The sequence below is a fragment of the Variovorax nitratireducens genome (genome assembly GCF_051216545.1).
GTDB lineage: Bacteria > Pseudomonadota > Gammaproteobacteria > Burkholderiales > Burkholderiaceae_C > Variovorax.
The window spans coordinates 89,642-111,196 of record NZ_JBPJZO010000013.1 but is presented as its reverse complement, the minus strand read 5'-3'; the positions used below and the strand labels follow the sequence as shown (position 1 = coordinate 111,196).

At 61.7% G+C, this 21,555-nt stretch carries 16 protein-coding genes and 3 pseudogenes; 7 read left to right on the top strand and 12 right to left on the bottom strand.

Annotated features, from left to right (window positions below; all coding sequences use genetic code 11):
- Positions 1 to 42: 42 nt before the first annotated feature.
- The 5 genes from ACSFA8_RS23700 to ACSFA8_RS23680 all read right to left on the bottom strand — a co-directional run bounded on the left by ACSFA8_RS23700 (position 43) and on the right by ACSFA8_RS23680 (position 5,708).
- Positions 43 to 951 (bottom strand): proline dehydrogenase family protein, encoded by a 909-nt coding sequence (locus tag ACSFA8_RS23700; protein WP_435481925.1) that lies wholly within the window; start codon positions 949 to 951, stop codon positions 43 to 45.
- Positions 952 to 1,267: 316 nt separating this feature from the next.
- On the bottom strand, positions 1,268 to 1,729 hold the full coding sequence (locus tag ACSFA8_RS23695; RefSeq protein ID WP_435481924.1) for a transporter: 462 nt from the start codon (positions 1,727 to 1,729) through the stop codon (positions 1,268 to 1,270).
- Positions 1,730 to 2,325: 596 nt separating this feature from the next.
- The gene (locus ACSFA8_RS23690; RefSeq protein WP_435481923.1) at positions 2,326 to 3,096 is read right to left on the bottom strand and encodes an SDR family NAD(P)-dependent oxidoreductase; all 771 of its coding nucleotides are present in this window, start codon (positions 3,094 to 3,096) and stop codon (positions 2,326 to 2,328) included.
- Between the two features lie 64 nt (positions 3,097 to 3,160).
- On the bottom strand, positions 3,161 to 4,756 hold the full coding sequence (locus ACSFA8_RS23685) for a flavin-containing monooxygenase (RefSeq protein ID WP_435481922.1): 1,596 nt from the start codon (positions 4,754 to 4,756) through the stop codon (positions 3,161 to 3,163).
- A gap of 49 nt (positions 4,757 to 4,805) precedes the next feature.
- Positions 4,806 to 5,708, bottom strand: coding sequence for an alpha/beta hydrolase (locus ACSFA8_RS23680; protein WP_435481921.1), 903 nt, complete (start codon positions 5,706 to 5,708; stop codon positions 4,806 to 4,808).
- A gap of 295 nt (positions 5,709 to 6,003) precedes the next feature.
- On the opposite strand from ACSFA8_RS23680, the pseudogene ACSFA8_RS23675 reads away from it, so the two are divergent.
- Positions 6,004 to 6,982: pseudogene (locus ACSFA8_RS23675) on the top strand (IS3 family transposase).
- A 207-nt stretch (positions 6,983 to 7,189) separates the two neighbouring features.
- On the opposite strand, the gene ACSFA8_RS23670 reads toward ACSFA8_RS23675, so the two are convergent.
- From ACSFA8_RS23670 to ACSFA8_RS23655, 4 genes are all read right to left on the bottom strand, one after another.
- Positions 7,190 to 8,422: a multidrug effflux MFS transporter gene (locus ACSFA8_RS23670; RefSeq protein WP_435481920.1), complete on the bottom strand. Its 1,233-nt coding sequence runs from the start codon at positions 8,420 to 8,422 to the stop codon at positions 7,190 to 7,192.
- A 204-nt stretch (positions 8,423 to 8,626) separates the two neighbouring features.
- Positions 8,627 to 9,643, bottom strand: coding sequence for a Bug family tripartite tricarboxylate transporter substrate binding protein (locus ACSFA8_RS23665; protein ID WP_435481919.1), 1,017 nt, complete (start codon positions 9,641 to 9,643; stop codon positions 8,627 to 8,629).
- 49 nt (positions 9,644 to 9,692) lie between these two features.
- Entirely contained in the window at positions 9,693 to 10,787 is a 1,095-nt protein-coding gene (locus ACSFA8_RS23660; protein ID WP_435481918.1) for a Bug family tripartite tricarboxylate transporter substrate binding protein, read from the bottom strand.
- A 184-nt stretch (positions 10,788 to 10,971) separates the two neighbouring features.
- A complete protein-coding gene (locus tag ACSFA8_RS23655; RefSeq protein ID WP_435481917.1) occupies positions 10,972 to 11,334 on the bottom strand; it encodes a YybH family protein in 363 nt (120 codons plus the stop codon).
- 141 nt (positions 11,335 to 11,475) lie between these two features.
- On the opposite strand from ACSFA8_RS23655, the gene ACSFA8_RS23650 reads away from it, so the two are divergent.
- Positions 11,476 to 11,847, top strand: a complete 372-nt coding sequence (locus tag ACSFA8_RS23650) for a winged helix-turn-helix transcriptional regulator (protein ID WP_435481916.1) — start codon at positions 11,476 to 11,478, stop codon at positions 11,845 to 11,847.
- 483 nt (positions 11,848 to 12,330) lie between these two features.
- Positions 12,331 to 13,032, top strand: a pseudogene (locus ACSFA8_RS23645) (transposase family protein); the annotation flags it as partial.
- A gap of 96 nt (positions 13,033 to 13,128) precedes the next feature.
- Here the strand turns inward: ACSFA8_RS23645 and ACSFA8_RS23640 are convergent.
- The 3 genes and pseudogenes from ACSFA8_RS23640 to ACSFA8_RS23630 all read right to left on the bottom strand — a co-directional run bounded on the left by ACSFA8_RS23640 (position 13,129) and on the right by ACSFA8_RS23630 (position 16,726).
- Positions 13,129 to 14,115: a Bug family tripartite tricarboxylate transporter substrate binding protein gene (locus tag ACSFA8_RS23640; protein WP_435481915.1), complete on the bottom strand. Its 987-nt coding sequence runs from the start codon at positions 14,113 to 14,115 to the stop codon at positions 13,129 to 13,131.
- A gap of 952 nt (positions 14,116 to 15,067) precedes the next feature.
- Positions 15,068 to 15,649, bottom strand: a pseudogene (locus tag ACSFA8_RS23635) (IS5 family transposase); the annotation flags it as partial.
- A 99-nt stretch (positions 15,650 to 15,748) separates the two neighbouring features.
- Positions 15,749 to 16,726 carry a LysR family transcriptional regulator gene (locus tag ACSFA8_RS23630; protein ID WP_435481914.1) on the bottom strand — a complete coding sequence of 326 codons (978 nt, stop codon included), beginning with the start codon at positions 16,724 to 16,726 and terminating at the stop codon, positions 15,749 to 15,751.
- Between the two features lie 413 nt (positions 16,727 to 17,139).
- On the opposite strand from ACSFA8_RS23630, the gene ACSFA8_RS23625 reads away from it, so the two are divergent.
- From ACSFA8_RS23625 to ACSFA8_RS23610, 4 genes are read left to right on the top strand one after another with little or no spacing between them, the layout of a single operon-like run.
- Positions 17,140 to 18,045: a TauD/TfdA dioxygenase family protein gene (locus ACSFA8_RS23625; protein ID WP_435481913.1), complete on the top strand. Its 906-nt coding sequence runs from the start codon at positions 17,140 to 17,142 to the stop codon at positions 18,043 to 18,045.
- 14 nt (positions 18,046 to 18,059) lie between these two features.
- On the top strand, positions 18,060 to 19,037 hold the full coding sequence (locus tag ACSFA8_RS23620) for a Bug family tripartite tricarboxylate transporter substrate binding protein (RefSeq protein WP_435481912.1): 978 nt from the start codon (positions 18,060 to 18,062) through the stop codon (positions 19,035 to 19,037).
- Positions 19,034 to 20,464, top strand: a complete 1,431-nt coding sequence (locus ACSFA8_RS23615; protein ID WP_435481911.1) for an aldehyde dehydrogenase family protein — start codon at positions 19,034 to 19,036, stop codon at positions 20,462 to 20,464. The genes ACSFA8_RS23620 and ACSFA8_RS23615 overlap by 4 nt, the downstream gene beginning before the upstream one ends.
- Positions 20,465 to 20,515: 51 nt before the next feature.
- On the top strand, positions 20,516 to 21,496 hold the full coding sequence (locus tag ACSFA8_RS23610; protein WP_435481910.1) for a Bug family tripartite tricarboxylate transporter substrate binding protein: 981 nt from the start codon (positions 20,516 to 20,518) through the stop codon (positions 21,494 to 21,496).
- Positions 21,497 to 21,555: the final 59 nt, after the last annotated feature.

The window sequence follows — 21,555 nt, the reverse complement described above, 5'->3', positions numbered from 1 at the left end:
TGAGGCGACTGCGCGCCTGCGCAGTACTCGCCGCCCCTGCGATCAAAGGGCCAGCAGCGCACGTGCGACGTGCCCCGCGATGCGCGGGTTCTCCTTCAGGCGCCGTGTGCTGTAGCCGTACCAGTCTGCACCGAAGGGGACGTAGATGCGTACCGCGAACCCCTGCTTGCGCAATGAGTCGCGCAACGGCTCGCAAACACCCAGCAGCATCTGGAATTCGAATGCCGCAGGGTCGATGCCGGTCTCGCGTGCCAGTGCGATCACTTGGTCCACGAGCACGGCATCGTGCGTCGCGACTGCGACGAAGACGCCAGCCGTGAAGCAGCGTGCGACGTGAGCGAGGAAATGCGGGTTGATCGCCGCGCGATCGTCGTCCGCGCCGTCGACGAGGTGCTCTGGCGCCTCACGGTAGATGCCCTTGCAGATCCGCACACCGCTGCCGGTGGGCAACAGGCGGTCAAGGTCGCCGGGCGTGCGGCGCAGGTAGGCCTGAAGCGCGAGCTCAACGTGCGGGTGGCGTGCCTTCAGGGCCAAGAATAGGTCGATCTCGCGCTGCGTGCAGGTCGCGTCCTCCATGTCGAGGCAGACGGCGTTGCCGAGCCGACCAGCAGTCGAGAGCACCTCGTCGAGCAGCGCTTGGCAGCGTTCGACATCGAGCAGGAGACCAAAGGCGCTCGGCTTGACCGACAGCGTCGATCGCACTGCGCCGGTGTGCACAGCTTCAAGCACGTGCAGGCTGTCGTCGGTCACGCGCCGCGCCTGTGCAAACGACGAGGCAGCCTCGCCGAGCACATCGAGCGTCGCTACGAAGCCGTTGGCGTTGAGCGATCGAACGCGTGCGAGGGCTTCGGCGAGCGTGGCGCCGGCGATATAGCGGCGCGAAATCTTGCGCACCAGGGCGCGGGGAATCCAGGGGATGGCGCGGACGGCCATCGCATTGAAAGCGGACATGAGAACTCCGTGAACGAAGCATGAGGTCACGACCCGGTGGACGCAGGTGCGGTCGCACTTCCGGCGGTCGAGACCAATCTGCCTACACGACGACGACCGTCGGCAGGCTCGATGCAGCGAGCGACCGCGCAAGCGGCTGCGTCATCTGCGAGTGATCAACGGTTGGTCAGCGGAGGCCAGGCAGCGGCGTACATGGGGTTCTTGGAGTTCTCGGTACACGCGGATGCACGCTCGAGTCAACCGATTCTAGTGGCGCATCGGACGCATTATGAAAGCCGCCGTCGACGACGGACCGCTTCGGGCCGACAGCCGAAGTCTATCCTGCAGGCCGGGGCGCTATTACTTGGTCAAGGTGGGATCGCCGGTTGCTTTCTGCGATGGCGAAATGCGTCTTCACGCCGGGCTTGGTGAACCAGATCGCGGACGCGAGGATCAGGTCGCCGATGCTGCTCTTCGAGCCGAGCGCCGAGGTGTCGTCCTTGCCCTTCAGCCGGCCGAAGGGCAGCAGGAACTGCGGATCGACGATGTAGCCGCCGATGTCCATGAAGTGCACACCGCGCAGAATGCCGACGTCTGAATCGAGCCCCGGATTGCTCAGTACCTTGTTGCCCTTGCTGTAGAGCTTGTCGCGGGTGGCGTGCTGGCCATAGACCACGAGCGCGTTGGTGTCGGCCGGCAACGCGGTGTAGTCACCGGCGTCGAGGTCGACGGCGCGTGCCGGCGCGGCCGCCAGGGCAGCGGCCAGCGGCGCCAGTTGCTTGAATGCTTGTTGTCTCATGGTGGGGTGTTGTCATGGGGTCGCCGCAGCGCGCCGGCGACAGGGATCAGAAGCTCGACCGGTGCTGACGTACAGCGACTCCAGCTTGGCTGGCTTGAAGAAACGTTGATGAGAACCCTGCCCTTCCCATTGGAAAAGGCCCTGCGTGAGTGACCCTTGGACGGCGGCCTGGCAACATTTCTCAGGTGGCTCACGTGTTGAGCCAAATGCGAACCAGGATGGTTTCACCGCAAAAGGGCCAACCCTGGCGATGAGCCCCCCCCAGGCTATTTGCCCGTGTGTCGTCAAAATCGGATGTGACGAAGCGTCCCTCGGCTCGTCGCAATTGCGCGGCATGCGGCCCTCACCAAGGCAATCACCTCTTACCCGTGGCGGAAGCAGGTCGAGATCACCAGACTTGATCCGGGTGTCTCGCAGGCATTGAAGAAGCAAAGCCATCGTCGGGCCCCGTTTGATGATGAAGTCACTCGTCCACAGAGCCAAATGCGTTCACGTGACTGAAGTTCGTCGCTAATCAGGAAATGTAGAGTTCACGTCGCACCTTGACATCTTTGAAGGCAGCATCGATCACATCGTCGATGCCGCAGCCAGCACGGTCAACCGGCGGTGTAGCCGCCGTCGATCACCAATTCAGATCCGGTCATGAAGGTGGTTTCGTCGGAAGCCAGGAAAAGAACGCCGTGCGCGATGTCTTCGGGCAGACCGACGTGGCCAACGGGGTGCTTCGCATCCAAGGCACTGCGAAACTCCTTCATGTCCAGACCTGCGTCCAGACCGAGCTTTTCCACCATCGGGGTCCAGATGTAGCCGGGGTGAACCGAGTTCACACGAATCTTGTCGGCGGCGTACAGCAGTGCATCGTTCTTGGTCATGCAGCGCACCGCGCCTTTGGATGCGTGGTACGGCGGCAAGTCGCTTGCGCCGACGATGCCGTACACCGACGAGATGTTGATGATGCTGCCGCCGCCGGCAGCGCGCATGTGCGGCACCGCATGTTTTGTACATAGGAACACTGCGGTAGAGTTAATTGCAAACGTGCGGTTCCAGTCCTCGAGGGTGACCTCGTGGGTTGGGACGTTCGGGCCCGCGATGCCAGCGTTGGCCACCAACACGTCGAGCTTGCCGAAGGTCTCGACCACATCAGCGAACACCCGCGCGACGTCAGCCTCGGCGGTGACATCCACGTGCCAGTACTGGGCCGTGCCGCCCGCAGAGTTAACCGACGAAACCAACGTGGCGCCTTTCGCGTCCTGAATGTCGAGCACCGCCACCTTGGCACCTTCGCGCGCCAGCAAGGTGCTGATCGCGCCGCCAATCCCTTCCACGCCACCGGTCACAATGGCCACTTTTCCATTCACTCGTCCCATGATGATGTCTCCTTTAGATTGATTTTCGAAAGGTGGCCTCCCGCGCTGGGGCGGGCACCTCGCCTCAGTTGAAGGCGAACCCTTCGTAGCCATTGCTCCGGACAGCCTCGAGTTGCTGCCGGTAGGCACCGATCCCGGCCATGTAGAACATGACGGCACTCTTCTTGCCGGGAATGTTGGCGCCGAAGATCCACGAGTCGACCTTCGGAAAGAGCGTCATGTTGGCGATCTCCTCGCAGGTTCGGGTCCAGCTTTCCTCGGCCTTGAGAGTCGGCTCGATGGTGGCGACCTTCGAACGTTCGGCATGGCCGATGGTCTCGACGATCCAATCCACCTGCGCCTCGATGCTCGGGGGCAGGTTGGCGAATGGGCCGTTGGGTCCGAGGATCATGAACATGTTCGGAAAGCCGTGCGTGGCCAGACCCAGGTAGCTCGTGGGTCCATCGGTCCAGCTTTCGTTGATGTGCCGCCCGCCGCGTCCGCGCAGGTCCATCGAACGGTAGTTGCCGTCCACCGCGTCGAACCCGGTGGCGAAGACGAGCACGTCGAGCTTGTGCTCGACGCCGTCGGCCGTGCGCACCCCGGCGGGAGTGATCTTCTCGATCGGGTTCTCCGCGATTGAGACCAGCGTGACATTGTCGCGGTTGTAGGTCTCGTAGTAGCCCTCGTTGCACAGCGGGCGCTTGGCGTACAAGCCGGTCGGGGTGAGCTTGCGGGCGGTCTGCGGATCCTTGACGATTTCCTTGATTTTCGAGCGGATGAACGCGGCCGCGGCCTCGTTAGCCTCTGGGTTGGTGGCGATGTCGCAGAACGTGCCGAACATGAACCGGAAGCCGTTACCCTTGTCCCAGTTCTCCTGGAAGATGCGGCGCCGTTCCTCCTCGGAAACCTTCATCGCTTCGACGCCGCTCTCCTGAAAGCCGAAGGCAACCACGGAGTTGCGAACCTGATTCCAGATCGCGTCGAAGTTCTTCTTGGTCTCGACGATCTCGGCCGGCTCGACCGGGCCGTTGCCGGAGGGGACGCAATACTGGGGCGAGCGCTGGAAGACCGTCAGATGGCCGGCCCGCTTGGCGGCGGCCACGATGAACTGCGTTCCCGTGGAACCGGTACCCACCACGCCGACGCGCTTGCCGGTGACGTCGAGGTCTTTCGGCCAGCCGTTGGTGTGCACGAGGGTGCCACTGAAGCTGTCACGCCCGGGAATGTCGGGGATGTTGGTCTTCGCGAGCAGGCCGAGCGCCGTGACCAGGTAGCGGCTCGTGAGCGCCTCGCCGGTGCTGGTGCGGATCCGCCAGACATTGCGCTGCTCGTCGAACACCGCGCTCGTCACCTCGGTGTCGAGCTGGATGTCGCGGCGGAGATCAAGGCGGTCGACGACGTGGTTCAGGTATTTCTCGATGTCGGGCTGCTCCAGGTAGCGGGCGCTCCAGTCCCACTCCTGAAGCAGGTCCTTGTCGAAGGAGTAGCGGTAGACGAAGCTCTCGGTGTCGGACTTGGCGCCGGGGTAGCGGTTGAAGTACCAGGTGCCGCCGACGCCGCCGCCCTTCTCGAACGTCCGGGTCTTCAGCCCGAACTCGTTGCGCAGCTTGTGCAGCGTGTAGATGCCGGCGAATCCGGCGCCGATGACGATGGCGTCGAAGCCTTGTTCGTTTTCCATGGCGATTGTCTCCTGTGATCTTGCCAAAATTCGGGGATTGGGGGAGCGCTCAGGCGCCCTTGAACCACGTGGCGATGCGTCGCAGCTCGTCGTCAGCCTCGGTAGCCCTGCCCGCGAGGAACGGGAAGACGTGCTGCATGCCACCGACCACCGACAAGGTGACCGAAACGCCGGCCGCCTTCGCGATGCGCGCGAGATCCTGTGCGTTGTCGAGCAAAGTTTCGACGTCGCCCGCGTTGACGTACAGGCGAGGGAATCCCCGGTAGTCGGCCTTCAGCGGATTGGCGAGCGGATCCGTGCGCGAGCCCTTCTCGCCGAGGAACATGCCGGACATGGCCTCGAGGATGGGCATGTTCACGAGGACGTCGGTGGCCGCATTCGTCTGCAGCGTCGTGCCGACATGTTCCATGTCGAGCCAAGGGGAAAAGGCGATGACGGCGCCCGGCAACGCCACTCCGTCCTGGCGCAGCTTCAGCACCGTGGCGATGGCCAGATTGCCGCCGGCCGAGTCGCCGCTGGTGACGATGTCCGATGCCTTGAAGCCACGCGCCAGCAGTTCCTTGTAGACCGCCGTGGAGTCCTCGAGCTGGGCCGGAAAGGGATGCTCCGGCGCACGCCGATAGTCGATCACCACGGCGGTCACGCCCAGATGCTTGGCCAGGTGTCCGGCGAGCTTGCGATGGCTCGCCGACGACCCCACCGCGAAGCCGCCGCCGTGGAAGTAGAGGATGACCTTCGTCGTGTCGGCCCCTTGCGGCAGGGCCCACACGGCCTCGACGCCGACAAGCACGTCCGACTTGTAAGTCACGCCTTCAGGCTCGAGCGTCGGTTGGTGCCACTCGTCGAACAGGCTTCGCAGGTCGGCGATGGTCAATCCGGGATTGGCCACCATGCGGTCCGACCAGGACTGGTACAGCGCACGCAGAATATCCGATTGGCGTGAGTTTTCCATGCTTGTCTCCTTCTGTTGTGATGTGGGATGACGGATTATTCGGAGCAAGCGCCCTTCCGGTATTGAACGTCCTGGTCACACGCGTTGAAGGAAATGAGCAGCGAGAGACGCGAAGGAGGTCTTCGGGGTCTGGTGGGCTGCGGCGCTGTCTGGTTTCCAGACGATCGTCCACCACTCGGGCATGCACGCCTCCACGCGCTCTCAGTTAGAGCTGGCCCCAGAAATCTGAACAGTCCGATAAGTGTGGAAACTGCTCCTGATGGCGAGGATCTCGCCAGTGAAGATTGGAGCAAAGATGAGCAGAAGACCCCGTCGCACGCACTCAGCGGCATTCAAAGCCAAGGTGGCACTGGCGGCCATTCGAGGCGACAAGACACTGGCCGAGCTGGCGCAGCAGCATGACGTGCACCCCAACCAGACACCGACTGGAAGAACCGGTTGCTCACGCGAGCGGCTGACGTGTTCGGCGGCGAGCCATCGGCAGCAGAACCGGCGATCGACCTGAAGGCACTGCACGCGAAGATCGGCCAGTTGGCGTTGGAGAATGATTTTTTGGAAGGCGCGCTCATCAAGGCCGGCATGCTGAGCGCAAAGCGATGATCGATCGAGGTCACGATCTGCTGCGAGGAGAAGGCGTTGACAGTGGGCCGCAAGCACATGACCACGCGGATGCGGCGCATGGCCATCACGGCGCTCTAAGGAAGCCCAACACCAGCAAGAAGGTGCCGGGGCGCACGATCTACCCGTACCTGCTGCGCAGGCTGCCGGTCACCCGGGCCAACGAGGTCTGGGCGATGGACATCAGCTACATCCCGATGGCCCGGGGCTTCGTCTATCTGGCGGCGGTGATCGACTGGTACAGCCATCGGGTGCTGGCTTGGCGGGTGTCGATCTCGATGGACACCGAGTTCTGTACGGATGCCGTCGAGGAGGCGATCACCCGCTACGGCACGCCGGAGATCTTCAATACGGATCAGGGAAGCCAGTTCACGAGCGCGGCCTTCACCGGGCTGCTCACGGATCACGGCATCCGCATCTCGATGGACGGCAAGGGCTGCTGGCGCGCCAACGTGTTCATTGAGCGTCTGTGGCGCTCGATCAAGTATGAGGAGATGTACCTGCAAGCCTATGAAACCGTGAACCAGGCGCGCACTGGAATCGGCCGGTACATCGAGTTCTGCAACACCCGCAGGCCGCACTCGAGCTTGCAGGCCCGCACCCCCGATATGGTGTACTTCGACTCGCTGCCACGGCCTTCGGCCCAAGCAGCCTGACCCCGCAGGATCCACTTAAAAAACTTCGGCGTCTATTCAGATCAACGGGGTCAGCTCTCTGCGTGAGGTTGCATGAGTTGGGGCGTGTGCTGAATGGGCCGACAACGGCGTTCGTACACTGCTTGCTGCTCACGCCAGGCATCGCGCTCAATTAATTAACCTATCGGACGAGGTTCGATGGGTTAACGGAACCATGAGCGAGCACGCCTACCTCGGTTGGGGTTGCGAGGCCCTTGGTATCCGGCGTCGTGAGTACAAGCACAATGCCCCAGCAGCGATACCACAGATGCCGATCGTTGCGGGGAGTGTGACCAGTCCTGCGGGTGCCGCGCTGACAAAAAAGCCGACTACTGCCGACAGAAGATACTGAAGCGACCCCATGAGCGCCGACGCAACGCCAGCCTGATTGCCGGCATGATCCATTGTCAGCGCCGTCACATTGCCGAACACGAGCCCGAGTGCGCCCGTGGCTGCGGCCAGCAAGCCGGTGTGCAGCAGGAGCGACGGAGGTAGCGCGAGCACACATATTGCGAGTGCGAGCCCCGACGCGGAATGCACAACCAGGCCGATCGCGGTCACGTTGCGCTCGGTCAGGCCCCGCTTGAGCATCTGGTGGCTTACTTGCCCTCCAAGGATCAGCGCGACCGAATTGAATGCGAAAAGGTAGCTGAACTGAGAGGCTGACAGCTCGAACTCCTGAGTGAAGATGAAGGCCGACGTGCTGATGTACGCGAACAGGGAGGCCAGTGCGAATCCACCGGCCAGTGAATAGGCGAGGAAAACCGGGTTCATGAGCTGCGTCGTGTATGCGTTCCAGATCGATCTTGGATTGAGGGATTTACGTCGGTGTGTCGGCAGTGATTCCGGACAACGCCACCATACCCAAAGGAGCGCGGCTGATCCCACGCCGGCCAGAACCCAGAAGCTGGCGCGCCACCCTCCTGCGTGGAGCAGCCACCCGCCGATGACCGGTGCAAGGATGGGCGAAATCATCATGACTTGCATCAGGATGGAGAAAATGCGCGCGGACTGGGTGACATCGAACAGGTCTGCCACGACGGCCCGCGGCGTCACTAGGCCTGCCGATGCGCCGATGGCCTGGATGAACCTCGCGATGATCAGGAACTCGATGCTCGGGGACAGCGCCGCAAGCACCGAGCCCCCAACAAAGATGATCAGTCCAACGATCAGTGGAATGCGCCGCCCGTAGCGGTCCAGGAAAGGCCCGTAAATCCCCTGCCCGATCGCGAGCCCTACGAGGAAGGCGGCCAGGGTCTGCTGGGCGCGGCCGGTGGAGACGTTGAACTGGCGGGCAATCTCTGGCATGCCGGGGAGATACATGTCGATGGAAACGGAATCCAGCGCAGTCAGCAGAGCCAGCAGCAGGATCAGCGACTTGCTCAGATCGACTCTCGAAGGAGGTTTTAAAGGGGCTTTCATCCAAAGCCCAGCAGCCGGTTCGTCGACTCTGGCGGAAAAAGTCGCCACCGTGGATTCACAGCAGCAGGCAGCAAATGGAGTATCGAGTGAAGAGGACGTTGACGTGTGGCTCGCCCCGATCGCTCAAAGCAGGGAAGGGCAAGTTCAACGCTCAGGTTCTCTTGCGCTCGACACGGTGCGCTGCCCCGGTTTGGCGGAAGGAAGTCATTCCGCCCGTGCCCCCGAGCGGAGCACCACGTCCCGCCATCTGATCGTTTCAGTTTGAATAAGTCGGGCAAATGCATCGGGCGATTCGCTCGCTCGTTCCACGCCCATCTGCGCGAACCGAGCCTGTGTCGCCGGAGCGTCGAGGATGTCTTTGACTGCACGGTAGATCTCGTTTACGACACTTGCTGGAGTTCCCGCCGTCGTGACGAGGCCAAACCAGGGGGTCGCTTCAAAGCCCCGCACACCAGACTCGGAAATGGTTGGGATGTCCGGCATGCTGCCAAGGCGCTTCGTTTCCGCGACAGCGAGTGCACGCAGCGCGCCGCTCTGCACGTGCGGATAGCTCGATGAAATGTTGTCGAACATCATGGTGACATGGCCGGCGAGCAGATCGTTGAGCGCGGGCGTGCTGCCCTTGTAAGGTACGTGTACCGCCGCCATTCCGGTTCGAGATTTGAGTAGTTCCATGGCCAGATGACCACTGGACCCGTTACCTTGGGAACCATACGAAACCGTCGACGGATGCGCCTTGGCATACGCCAGCAGCTCGGCAAGATTGTGGATTGGCAGGGCGGACGGGACCACCAGCAGCAGAGGCGCGACCGCTACCCGAACAATGGGTGCAAAGGCCTTCGCGGGGTCGAAGGGCAAGGAGGGATACAAGCTCGCGTTGACGGCAAGCGGACCGGGCGCAGTCATGAGCAACGTGTGCCCGTCAGGTGCGCTCTTGGCCACGATATCGGCGCCGATATTGCCGTTCGCCCCAGGACGGTTCTCAACAACGACAGGCTGAGAGAAGCGCTTGGAAAGATCATTTGCGACCAGACGCGCGAGCAGATCCGCAGTACCTCCTGGCGGATAGCCGACGATCAACCTGACGCTTTTGCCGGCGAAGGTCGGAAGTGTGCCCTTCGGCTGGGCTCGCGGCGCTGTGGTGAACGCGCTCGCGCCCAGCCCTAGGACAAGCATCCTACGTGTCAAGAGCTTGGAGAGGGTGAAGGTGTGTTCAGGCATGGAGACAAGAGAAGGAGTTTGAGAGTCACGGCGTGCGCGGGCGCCGTGTTCAGTCTAGTTTGGCACCTGAGAATTTGACGGCTTCGGCGTACCTTTGTGATTCGGCAGCCATGAAGGCCGCGAACTCAGTGCTGCTCGAGCCAATCGGATCCATACCTGCTTCTGCCAACTTGACTCGGATCGTTGGCTGGCGCAGTGCACTTACGAACACTGCGTTGAGTCTCGCCACTGCATCCGGCGGTGTGCCGGCGCGTACGAGCAGGCCGAACCAGGATTTCGACGTAAAGCCGGGCAAACCCGCCTCTGTGAACGTGGGTACGTCTGCCAGAAGAGGACTCCTGGCTTCGCTAGCCACCGCGATGGCCTTCAGTTTTCCAGCGCGGATCAGCGGAGTGACCTGTGCGAGGTCCGTCAGCATGGCATCGACTTGGCCGCCGAGCAAATCGGTCGTTGCCGGGGCGACGCCCTTGTATGGTACGTGGAGCATGTTGAGGTGAGCCGCCTTCCTGAACAGATCGAATCCGAGATGGCCGGAAGACCCGTTGCCGAAAGACGCATAGCTGGCAGTGCCGTTCTTTGCGCGCGCCCAAGCGATGAAGCCGTTCAGATCCTGCACGGGTACGTTTGGATGAACAACGAGGATGTGGGGATTTGAGGCGAGCAAGGTCACCGGGACGAAATCCTTGTGAATGTCGTACCCGAGACGAGGCATTAGGTACGGGTTGATGACAGAACTTGCAGTGTTCATCACCAAGGTCTGCCCGTTGGCAGGCGCGGCGAAAGCTGCCTGTGTCCCGATCGTTGTGCTTGCTCCCGCGCGGTTGTCGACGATGACGGGTTGATTCATCGCACCACGGATCGGTTCCGCCAAGGCCCTCGCAAGCGCATCGCTGGTTCCGCCCGGGGCAAAAGGAACGATGATTGTGAGGCTGGTCTTGCCTGGGACTTGCGCCGTGGACGCGAGCGGACTCACCAACGTAGCGAGTACGCAGGCGCACAGCCATCGCCGAACGACGCACCGCATTCGAGCTTCGGTCTGATGCAAGTTGGACTTGCCGAGGCTCAAGAAGTCACGCCGCGCTGTGGTGGCTGCGGCGTCATCGACAAAGGCGAGGCGACGTTGGGCGTCAGCAGTAGCAATCATGGGAATCTTGATCTGATTTCAAGGACGAAGCAGGCGAGAGCAACCGCTCGTCAGATAGTGATATATAGTAAGATATATCACAACTCTCGACAAGAGATATTTGGGACCGGTGGGGCGCAAGGCAATGGCTCCTGGCATCTTGAAGGCACAGGATCTATTGCGCATGGCACCGATGCCGCTCGCCTTATCGGTCCGCTCTGGACTTGCTTGATCCCACGGCATGGTCAATCAGGTACAACCAACTGCCATCCGGTTGCTGGCGAACGATTTCGGCCGAAGCGCCCTCGGCAAGGACGGTTCCGTTGCTGTCGCGAATGCGCCAGTCGGCGCGCAACAGGGCCAGACCGGATGCGGTCAAGGTGAAATTGTTGACGGATTCCATCGTGCCCGGGAACTGCAGGAGCTCGCGCAGTGACCGCTCGATCGCAGGGATGCCAATGTCAGCGCCGCCAGTGACGGTGTTCTGATGCAAGGCCTGCGGCTCGTACAGGCTGAGCAGGCCTTGCAAGTCGCGCGCATTGAACAATGCGCCAAAGGTTTCATTCATTTTCCGGGGGTCTGAAATTCGCGGCATCTGGATCCTCTCTCTTTACAGGATCAAGCATTGCAACCGACATCTTCGAACATCTCCAAACGGAGAGGCGCAGCGGCCGCAAACGTGTCGCGCGACCCGCGCAGGGAAGGGCAGGTGACTGCCATCGTTCACGCCACGGCCTGCCCTGTCGAGCAGTGGCTCGGCTTTCTGGGGCACCGCTGGAACGCAGTTATCTTGTGGCATCTGGGCGATGGCCCACTGCACCATTCGGAGTTGATGCTCCGGCTGCCGGGGATCCGACCGAAGGCGCTCGCCAAGCGCCTTGTCGCTCTGGTGGGACAGGGTCTGGTCTCAAGGAGCAGGATCGCCGGATTCCCCACGCGTGTCAGCTACGCGTTGACCGGCGCGGGCAGCGATCTGCTACTGATACTCGACCAGTTGGCGACTTGGGCGGAGGGCAAGCGCACCGACAACGTTAATTCGGGGCTTGGGTCGCTCCTTACCGAGCATTTGCGGGCGGGTTAGCGTCAGCGCTGCGAATCCCGAGTGCGAAAGCTGTGCGGTGTGTCGGGCGTGGTTGGGCAGCGGCGCCATCGTGGATGCCACCCTGAGGCCCGCGCTCAGTCCACCAGCGATGAGTCGTGCCCAAAAGGTAGCCAATCGATCGCACGGGATGCGATTCGCGTCTGGTGTGAAGCATCTCTTCCGAGTGTCCGCAGCCGGCACACGTCAGGCTGCCCAGCCCGAGTTGCTCGAAACGTACTGGACCGCAGAGCAGCACCTCATCAGGACTGTGCCAGTTTGGACGATTCTGCGCATGAACTACTACGCCGAAACCATGGCTCAGGAGATCCAGATGTCGCTGGACATGGGCATCTTGACCGGCGTTGGAAAGGAACGCGTCGCCTACGTCTCGCGCGATGATCTGGCCGGTCGAAGCCGCAGGTGCCCTGCTGGGCGAAGGACATGCGGGGGCGATCTACAACGTATCCGGCCCCGCAGCCGTCACGGGCGCTGCGCACGCGCGTGGGGCGGGTGCAACGCGAAGTGGCGCGCCAACTGGACACACTGCCCGAGCCGGCGCGGGCCAAGGTCGGCGACTTGCTCGCTCGCACTGGTCGCATCCTGACCCAGCGCACGAAGGACAAGAACAAGCTCTACGCGCTGCATGCTCCCGAGGTCGAATGCATCTCCAAAGGCAAGGCTCGAACGCCCTACGAATTCGGCGTGAAGGTGAGCATCGCCACCTTGGAGGAGGGCTGGGTGGTCGGGATGCGCAGCATGCCGGGCAATCCGTATGACGGCCACACGCTGGCCGAGATACTCGAACGGGTGAGCATCCTGGCCGAACGCAGGCCGACCACGGCGATCGAGGACAAGGGCTATCGGGGCGTGAAGATCGAGGTGGCGCGCATTCTGCGTTCGGGCCAAAAACGAGGTGTCACCCGAACCCTCGAGGCGATGATCAAACGACGCAGCGCCGTCGAACCTGCCATCGGCCATATGAAGATGGACGGGGGCCTTAGCCGCAACCCGCTCAAGGGCGCATCGGGTGACGCGCTACACGCGGTGATGTGCGGTGCAGGACACAACCAGCGGTTGATCCTGGCGAAGCTGCGGCTTCTTGCCGCCCGATTCGGGCTCACCTTGCGCATGCTGCTGACGGCGTTCGCGCCGCCGGCGGCCCGCACTCAGTTCACGCGCGCTTGAAAGCGGAATTGTTAAGGGCGGACTCCTTAAGCAAGCTGTGCACGCTTTTCGCAGCCCCGAGACCAACCTGCGTTGAATCTCTTGGGATGCTGCGGCTCAATCCAGGCGCAGCCCCAGGCGCACCACCAGCGCGCGGTAGCGCGCGATTTCCGAATCCATCACTTCGGTCAGCGCGGTGGGTCCGAGCAGGACGGGCTCCATGGACTGCTGCAAGAGCTTGTGGCGCATCTCGGGCTCGGCCATCACCGACCCGAGCGCCTTGAGCAGCGCCTCCTTGACCGCCGGCGGCAGGCCCGCGGGTCCCGCCACCGCGTACCAGGCGTCCAACAACGCCGGCTGCAATTGCAGTTCGCCATAGGCGGGCACCTGCGGCATGAGGGCCGACCGCTTTTCGCTCACGACCGCCAGTGCGCGCAGCTTGCCCGACCGCAGATGCGGGTTCATCGCGGCCATGGTGTCGATGCCCAGGCCCACGTCGCCCTGGATCACGCCGATGACGGCTTCGGCGCTGCCCTTGTACGGTACGGCCGCGAGCGGCACGCCGGCTGCGCCGGCCAGCAGTTCGCCGGCCAGGTGCGGCGCGGAGCCCGCGCCGAAGGTGGCGTACCTCACGCCGCCGGAAGTGGCTCGGGCCTTGGCCAGCAGGTCCTTCAGGCTCTTGAACGGCCCCTCGCCGGCTGTCACGAGCACCAGCGGCGCCCGGGCCACCATGGCCACGGGAGACAGCTGCTTGAATGGGTCATAGCCGACCTTGCTGCGCACTACCGGGTTGACCGTGAAGCTGCTGGATCCCGAGAACAGCAGCGTGTGGCCATCGGGGGCGGACGCGATGACAGACACGATGCCAATGGCGCCGGACGCGCCCGGTCGGTTCTCGATGACCACGGGCTGGCCCAGTCGCGCGGCCAGACGCTCTGCGATGATGCGCGCCGCAAGATCAGTGCCTCCGCCCGGCGGAAACGGCACGATCAGCTTGATGGGCTTAACGGGCCAAGCCTGCGCCTGGGCCAACGAGGGCAGCACGCTCGCGGCCAGCAGCGCGCTGAGCGCGCGAAAGGTAGAACGGCGGGAGCAGGATGGCATGGACATCTCCGGAAGTGTGTGAATAGCAGGCAAGGCGCCAGCGCGGGATTGGGCGCGCCGCCGGCGCTCTCTGCGCAGAGCCACGCGCCGCCACAGCACGTCGAAGCACGTCGAAGCAGTGGCCTTCGTCGAACGAGGTGGTGGCGGCGGCAAGGCAGGGGGAACGGGACACGTCGTGGGTGGCAGCAGTGCGTTTCGGATCAATGTAGGGTGCCGCGAGCTTTACCACAATTAGAGATAAGGCAACGGATCGTTGCCTATTGGGCAAGGCATGGCAAATGAAGGCACCCCGCCGTCTTCAGCGGGTGGAATCATCGGAACGAACTTCAAAGTGCTCGCGACAGCCGGGCGACACGTGTTCAACGCCTCGAGCAACAACCTCGGCTCGGGGCCGCAGGTAATTGGCGCGCCCTACGATCCTCTAATCGACCCGATTCCCGTGAGCTTTCTCGGGCACATCCGTTTCGTCTTTGCGGTGTATCCGTCGGTGCCCAGGAACCCGCTGGCCGAGTTCATCGACTGCGCGAACAAAAATCGCCCGAAAGATCAACCACGACACCGCCGGCGACGGTGTCGGCGCCCACATTGCGGGCGAGTGCCGTCCGGCGAATTCCACGTGCCGGTCGCACGAAGCATCGACTCGGCGTGCTGGCGCATGCCTGCTGGAGTGATCGCTCCTGGTCGCTGGCAGTGCTGGCCGCCGATCTCCCGATGGATTGCTAGCCTGCCGGCTTGGTAGTCCAGCCCACGACTGCAGCAATCGCCAGAACAACGAGAGGGGCGATCAGATGAACATACGCGCCATGCAGCACAAGCGTCACGGTTGCGGCGGCCATGACATCGGCGCCCAATATGGCCCCCAGAAACGCATTCGTTTGGGCACCAGCAACACGGCGGTGCATAGTTCCAGCAAGCCCGTCATAAAGTGGAACCAAGCTGGATACCCCCAGCGCGCGAAGTCGGCCGCTGTCGTCGTCACCGTGTGCACCCGCCACGAGTGCGCGTCCACACCGATATGCGCCTTCATCCCGAAGTGCCACTGGTTGCCCTTCCTCGCCTGATGCATCTCAGGGTCTCGCTCGCCGCTCTGGTTCTTGGTGGAACTGGGCGCCGCGATGATCGTGGCGTCCACGATGGAGCCTCTCTTCAGAAGCAACCCCTTCCTGGCCAAGTGGGCGTTGACCTGCTTGAAGATGTCCTCTGGCAGATCGCTGGCCTCCAGCAGATGGCGGAAGTCCAGGATCGTCGTCTCGTCGGGAACCGACTCCATCCCCAGGCCCGCGAATGCACGCAGCGAGGCGATCTTGTAGAGGGCCGCTTCCATCGCCGGGTCGCTCAGCGCGAACCAGTTCTGCATCAGCTGCATTCGAAGCATCGCTTCAAGTGGATACGGTTGGCGTCCGCGGCCCGCCACCGGGTAGTGCAGTTCGATGACTTTGAGCAGTGTCCTCCAGGGCACCACCAATTCCATCTCGGCAAGGAAGACTTCCCGACGTGTCTTCTTCCTCTTGCCCGCATGCGCGGCATCCGAAAACTGATCTGGCTCATCGTTGGCGCTCTTTCAACAGGCGTGATCAAAGTTCGGATCGGCCATCGGTGGACTTGACCAGATGTTCCCCAATCGAAAGATCATTTACACCTGTGGTCGTACTAGGGCCCGTGATCGGCCGCCGCTCGAATCTGAGGAAGAACGCCCCTGCGGGGTTCCCTTGTCTGCGAACGCGTTGAACAGCATTTCCCGAAGCCAGCGGATTGCGGGATCGTTGTGAACGCTCTTGCTCCAATGAAGGTGCGTCTCAAACACAGGCGATCTAAAAGGCAAATCGAGCCGGATCAACTGCTTTTTCTCTGAAAACGACTCCGCCAATGCCTTCGGAACGGAGGCCAGCATGTCGGTCTGCGAGATGAGTTCAGCGATGCACATGAAATGGGGGGTGGTAAAAACAATGTGCCGCTCAATTCCTCGCTGCTGCATGTAGTGCTCTAAAAGCCCCTGTGTCCGCCCGGGCGCCTCGACCACAACATGTCGAGCCTCGCAGTACGTCTTGAGGCTGAATGCGCTTATGAGACGCTTGTTGCCTGCGCTGCAAATGCAGACAAAGGAATGCTGTCCAACTTTCCGACGGACGAATTCACTGGCGACCAGATCTGGCAAGTAGCCAAGAGCGAGATCGACTCGGCCTTCAGACAAGGCTCTTTGAAGCTCAAGTTGCGGGAGTTCGACCGATTTCAGCCGTACGTGGGGGGCAGCAATGTTCACGGCGTTCAACGCGCGTGGCATATAGATCGCCTCAGCCACATCAGACAGTGCAATCGTGAACTCACGTGTGGCAGTCCGCGGATCGAAATCGGACCTACCAAGAATTCGTCGGTCAATGCATACGATCATTTCGCGAATGGGGTCGATCAACTCCCGGGCACGTGCCGTCGGTTGCATACCGGTGCCGGTGCTGATGAAAAGTTGATCATCCAGTATCACCCGCAGTTTGGCGAGAGTCGTGCTGACACCGGATTGGCTCATGCGCAGAGCGCGTGCCGCCAGAACGACACTCCCTAGGTCGTACACCGCTGAAAAAATCTTCATCATCACGAGGCTGAAATTGGCTGGCATATGCGATCCCACACGATGGACTGAGTGTTGACCGAGTTGCGATCGGGACAATCTAGGGTTACCTCTTAGAAATCGGAAAATGAGATTTTGCCTATCGTGTTTCCCGAGACGAGATGACCTTAGAGTCACGGCAACGAAGACAAAATCGTTGAATGCCACAGGGCGGTGGTCCGAAAGCGGGCCCGTGCTGTGGTACCGCTAGCAAGCAATTCGGCGCTACGGCGCGGCCGGCAGGTTGCGCGGAGTGTTCAGCGAATACACACCCTCTGCTCTCGGGCGGTGGAAGCGAGGTAGAGCAAACCGCTTGTGTCGAGAAAATCTGTCTCGCGACGCTTTGCGAACGGGCTCAAGGACAGAGGCTGTAGAGCGATTTTCCCCCAGAGGCTTGACCTCGTTTCTGCACAGGAGGCGCAGTGGATACCAGAACCAAGAATGTTTCGCGGGCCATGGATGCCAGCGAATACAAGCTCATCAAGGTCGAGCCTCTGACCGGCGTTATGGGCGCTCAGATCAGTGGTGTTGATCTCCGGTCGCCAATCGAACCCAAGGTGTGGAGTGAGATCCGGCAGGCATTCGGGACTTATCAGGTCATCTTCTTTCGCGATCAGAAGCTCTCTGACGAAGAACATCTCGCCTTCAGCAGCAATTTCGGCTCGATCTTGCGCGTGCCGCAGTTGCACGGGGTCGAAGGCCAGCCCGATGTTCAGATCATCCGTCGACTGGCGACTGATACGGGCCGAGTGGTTGGTGAGAACTGGCACGCGGACAGTACCTACCTCGAGCAACCACCCGCGGCTGTCGTGATGCGTGCAGTCGATGTTCCCGCCTTCGGGGGCGACACCGGATTTCTGAGCATGTATGCGGCATATGAGGCACTGTCGCTTGGCCTCAAGGAAATGATCGACCAGATGCAAGCGGTTCACAGCGCGACGCGCATCTTTGGCTCGGCATACCTTGCGCAGGGAAGAAAGTTCAGCTCCGCCAGCGCGAAAACCGATCTGGGAGTCGAATTGGGCGATCGTGAGCAACTACATCCATTGGTCTGTACCCACGAATTCACCGGGCGAAAGTTCCTGTATGTGAACAAGACTTATGTCCAGAGGATCCATGGACTCACAACTGAGGAAAGCGCCCCAATCCTCGCATTTCTATACGACCACTGCGCACGGTTCGATTTCACCAGCCGCGTCCGATGGGAGAACGATCAAATCCTTATTTGGGACAACCGATCCACCATGCATCGTGCCATAGCCGACTACGCAGGCAAGAACCGGTATCTCACGCGTGTGACCATCTCGGGCAACCGCCCCGTTCGGTGAGTGAAGGGGAAACGATGAAGCGACGAAGCTTGTTGAAGGTGCTTTCGCTAGGTGGCTTACTCGGACAGACGGCGGCCCGTGCAGAGGAATTTCCCAAAGCGGGGAAATCGATCAGGGTACTGGTCGGCTTCGCCGCTGGTGGGCCGACTGATCTCCAGGCACGATCTATTGGTCTGGAGTTGTCGAAGGTTTTGGGCACCGCCGTGATCGTGGAGAACAAGCCGGGAGCCAGCGGGGCGCTCGCAGCCGTGGAGGTCGCTCGAGCTGAAGCCGATGGCCACACGCTGCTCTATACAGTGGATGGGCCACTGACGCAAACGCCTCATTTGCTCAAGCACTTGCCCTATGACGCTTTCAGGGACTACAAGCCAGTAATCCGCTCTGCTGTTGGAGGCGTGGTTCTCGTTGTGCATCCGTCGATTGGCGTGAACAACGTCAAGGAGCTGATCGCCTACGGCCGTGCCAATCACGGGAAGCTGAGCTATGGCTCCTTTGGCGCCGGCACGGTTTCGCACATTTACGGCGCAGTGCTTGCGCAGAAGACTGGCATCGACATGGTCCACATTCCCTACAAGGGCTCGTCGGACGCAATGCGCGACCTGATCGCCGGCCGCGTTCAGATCATGTTCGATGCGCCATCGGTCGTGTCTCAATATGCACGCGATGGCAGGCTGAAGCTGCTTGGAGCGACCGGTGCGACACGCCGCTCGACTATGCCCGAGGTGCCCACGCTGCTCGAACAAGGATTGGTGGGTTTCGAGTTGCGCAGCTGGAACGGATTCTTCGCGCCTGCTGCCATCCGCCCGGACGCACTGCAAAGACTTCATGATGCCATTCGTATGGCGCAGCAGACAAGCTCTGTCGCAGAGGTCTACCGCAATCTCGGCTTCGAAGTGCCGGAAGAATCGCAGAAGCAGTTCGCCGACCTCGTGCACCGCGACTACGAGGCATGGGGAAAGTATTTTGATGCCCTGGCCATCAAGATCGAATGAGCATCCATACAGGGATCAACTACATGCGAGAGTTCAAGCTTCTGATCGATGGTGCCCTGGTTTCCGGTGCCTCGGTGATGGCAGTACTGAATCCTGCAACGGGCGCAGTCATCGCCGAGTCGCCGGTTGCTGACGAGGCGCAGCTAGACGGCGCCGTGGCAGCGGCTGGGCGGGCTTTCGGGACCTGGGCTGCGACCTCGTGGGCGCATCGTCGGCGGTTGCTCGGATCGCTCGCGGATGCACTCAGTGATCGGGCCTTGGAGTTTGCGGAACTGCTCACCTCCGAGCAGGGCAAGCCGCTCCGGAATGCCAAGGCTGAAGTGGCGGGAAGTGCGAAGCGCATTCACGAACTCGCAGGCCTCGAGATCCTTGATCATGTGCGTGAAGCCACGTCGGCATCGCGCATCATCGACCAGATTCTTCCGCTCGGTGTGGTTGCGGTCATCACGCCATGGAATTTCCCTCTCGCCCTGCTCGTCAACAAGCTGGCGCCGGCCCTGGTCGCAGGCAACTGTGTGGTGGTCAAGCCAGCCCCAACGACACCGCTGACAACGCTGCTGTTGGGGGAACTCTGCAAGGCGATTTTTCCTGCAGGCGTGGTGAACGTTATTGCGGACCGAAACGATCTGGGTCGGCGGATGACGGAGCATCCCGACATTGCCAAGGTGAGCTTCACTGGCTCGACGGCGACCGGCCGTCGCGTCATGGCAGGTGCTGCGGGTTCGATCAAGCGCATCACGCTGGAACTCGGCGGCAACGACGCCGCGCTGGTGCTGGAGGATGCGGATGCCAAGGATGCGGCGGGCAAGGTGTTTGCCGGTGCCATGGCGAATTCCGGTCAGGTCTGTGTGGCGATAAAGCGCGTCTATGTTCCTGACAGTCTCTATGAGGAGTTCAACCTCGAGCTCGTGCGATTGGCCGATGCGACGGTGGTCGGCGACGGCATGGAACCGGCGTCGCAGTTGGGCCCGGTTCAGAACCGAGCCCAGTTCGAGCGCGTGAATGCGATGATCATTGCAGCCTCGAAGCACGGCCGAGTCCTCGCCGGTGGCGCGCCGCTGGATCGACCGGGCTACTTTATCCCGCCGACGATCGTTGCCGACCTGGATGACAGCTCGCCCCTCGTTGCCGAGGAGCAATTCGGCCCAGTCCTTCCCGTGCTTCACTACGGCAAACTGGACGAAGCGATTGAAAGGATCAACAGCAGTCCTTACGCGCTGGGCGCCACCATCTGGACGACCGACCCTGCGTGGGGCGCCGAGGTTGCCTCCCGCGTGCACGCCGGAACCGTGTGGGTCAACCACCACATGGCAATGAGGCATGACGTGCCTTTCCGCGGGTTGAAGCAATCCGGCTTCGGCGCTGAGTTGGGCATGGAGGGGTTGGAGGAGTTCGTGCAGCACCGCATCGTGAACGTGCGGTTGTAGTGAATGCGGTTTCCGCAGCCGGACATCAGAAACACACAACTGGAGACCCCTATGAAAAGCAAGATCTATCAATTCGCCATCTGGATCTGCGCTGCGCTTGTTTCGCATGCGGCGCATGCGCAGGACTTCCCTCTGTCGACAAAGCCGATCAAGATCATCGTCCCCTATCCGTCAGGCGGGCCTACCGACGCCCAGGCACGCGTGCTCGCCAAGGAACTGAGCTCGGCGATGAGTGTCGTCGTGATTGTGGACAACCGTCCGGGTGCTGGTGGCGCGATCGGCGCGGCTGAGGTCTCGCGAGCGCCAGCGGACGGCTACACGCTTCTGTACACGGTAGACGGCTTGGTCACGCAGACGCCACATGTCATGAAAAGCTTCCCGATCGATGCCCTGAAAGGGCTCACGCCGATCGCGCGCGCGGCGAAAGGCTCGTTCGCATTGCTAGCGCGACCGGATTTGCCAGCCCAAAGCATGAGCGCATTCGTGACTTACGCGAAAGCCAATCCGCGCAAGCTGACCTTTGCCTCGGCCGGCATCGGGACGGGATCCCACATCTATGGTGAGGTGTTGAATCAGGTGGCTGGAATCGACCTGGTACATGTTCCGTACAAAGGCAGCGCGGCTGCCCTCTTGGATCTGCTCGGGGGCCGCGTCGACATCATGTTCGATTCGCCAATGACGGCCATGAACTACGCCCGTGACGGGCGCCTGATGCTGCTGGCGGCTGCGGCGCCCCAGCGCTTCTCTCAGTTTCCTGACGTGCCGACTCTGACGGAAGTCGGCCTCAAGGGTTTTGAGCAGGGAAGTTGGCTAGGCCTGTTCGGCCCGGGCAACCTTGACCCCAAGGCACTTGCCGCGTTGAAGCAGGGTATGGGCAAAGTCACGCGGAGCGCAGTCTGGAAAGATACCGTCCAGGCAATGGCGCTCGAGCCCATTTCCGAGGAGGCGGACAACGCGTTCGCGGCAGCGGTCAAGAGCGAGAACGAGCGCTGGCGTGGGTACATCATCAAGGCAAAAATTCAGACAGATTGAGCGCACTACACGGTCTGCGGATTGGCTCCTGGCGAGCCTTGCATTACTAGTGAAGAGGT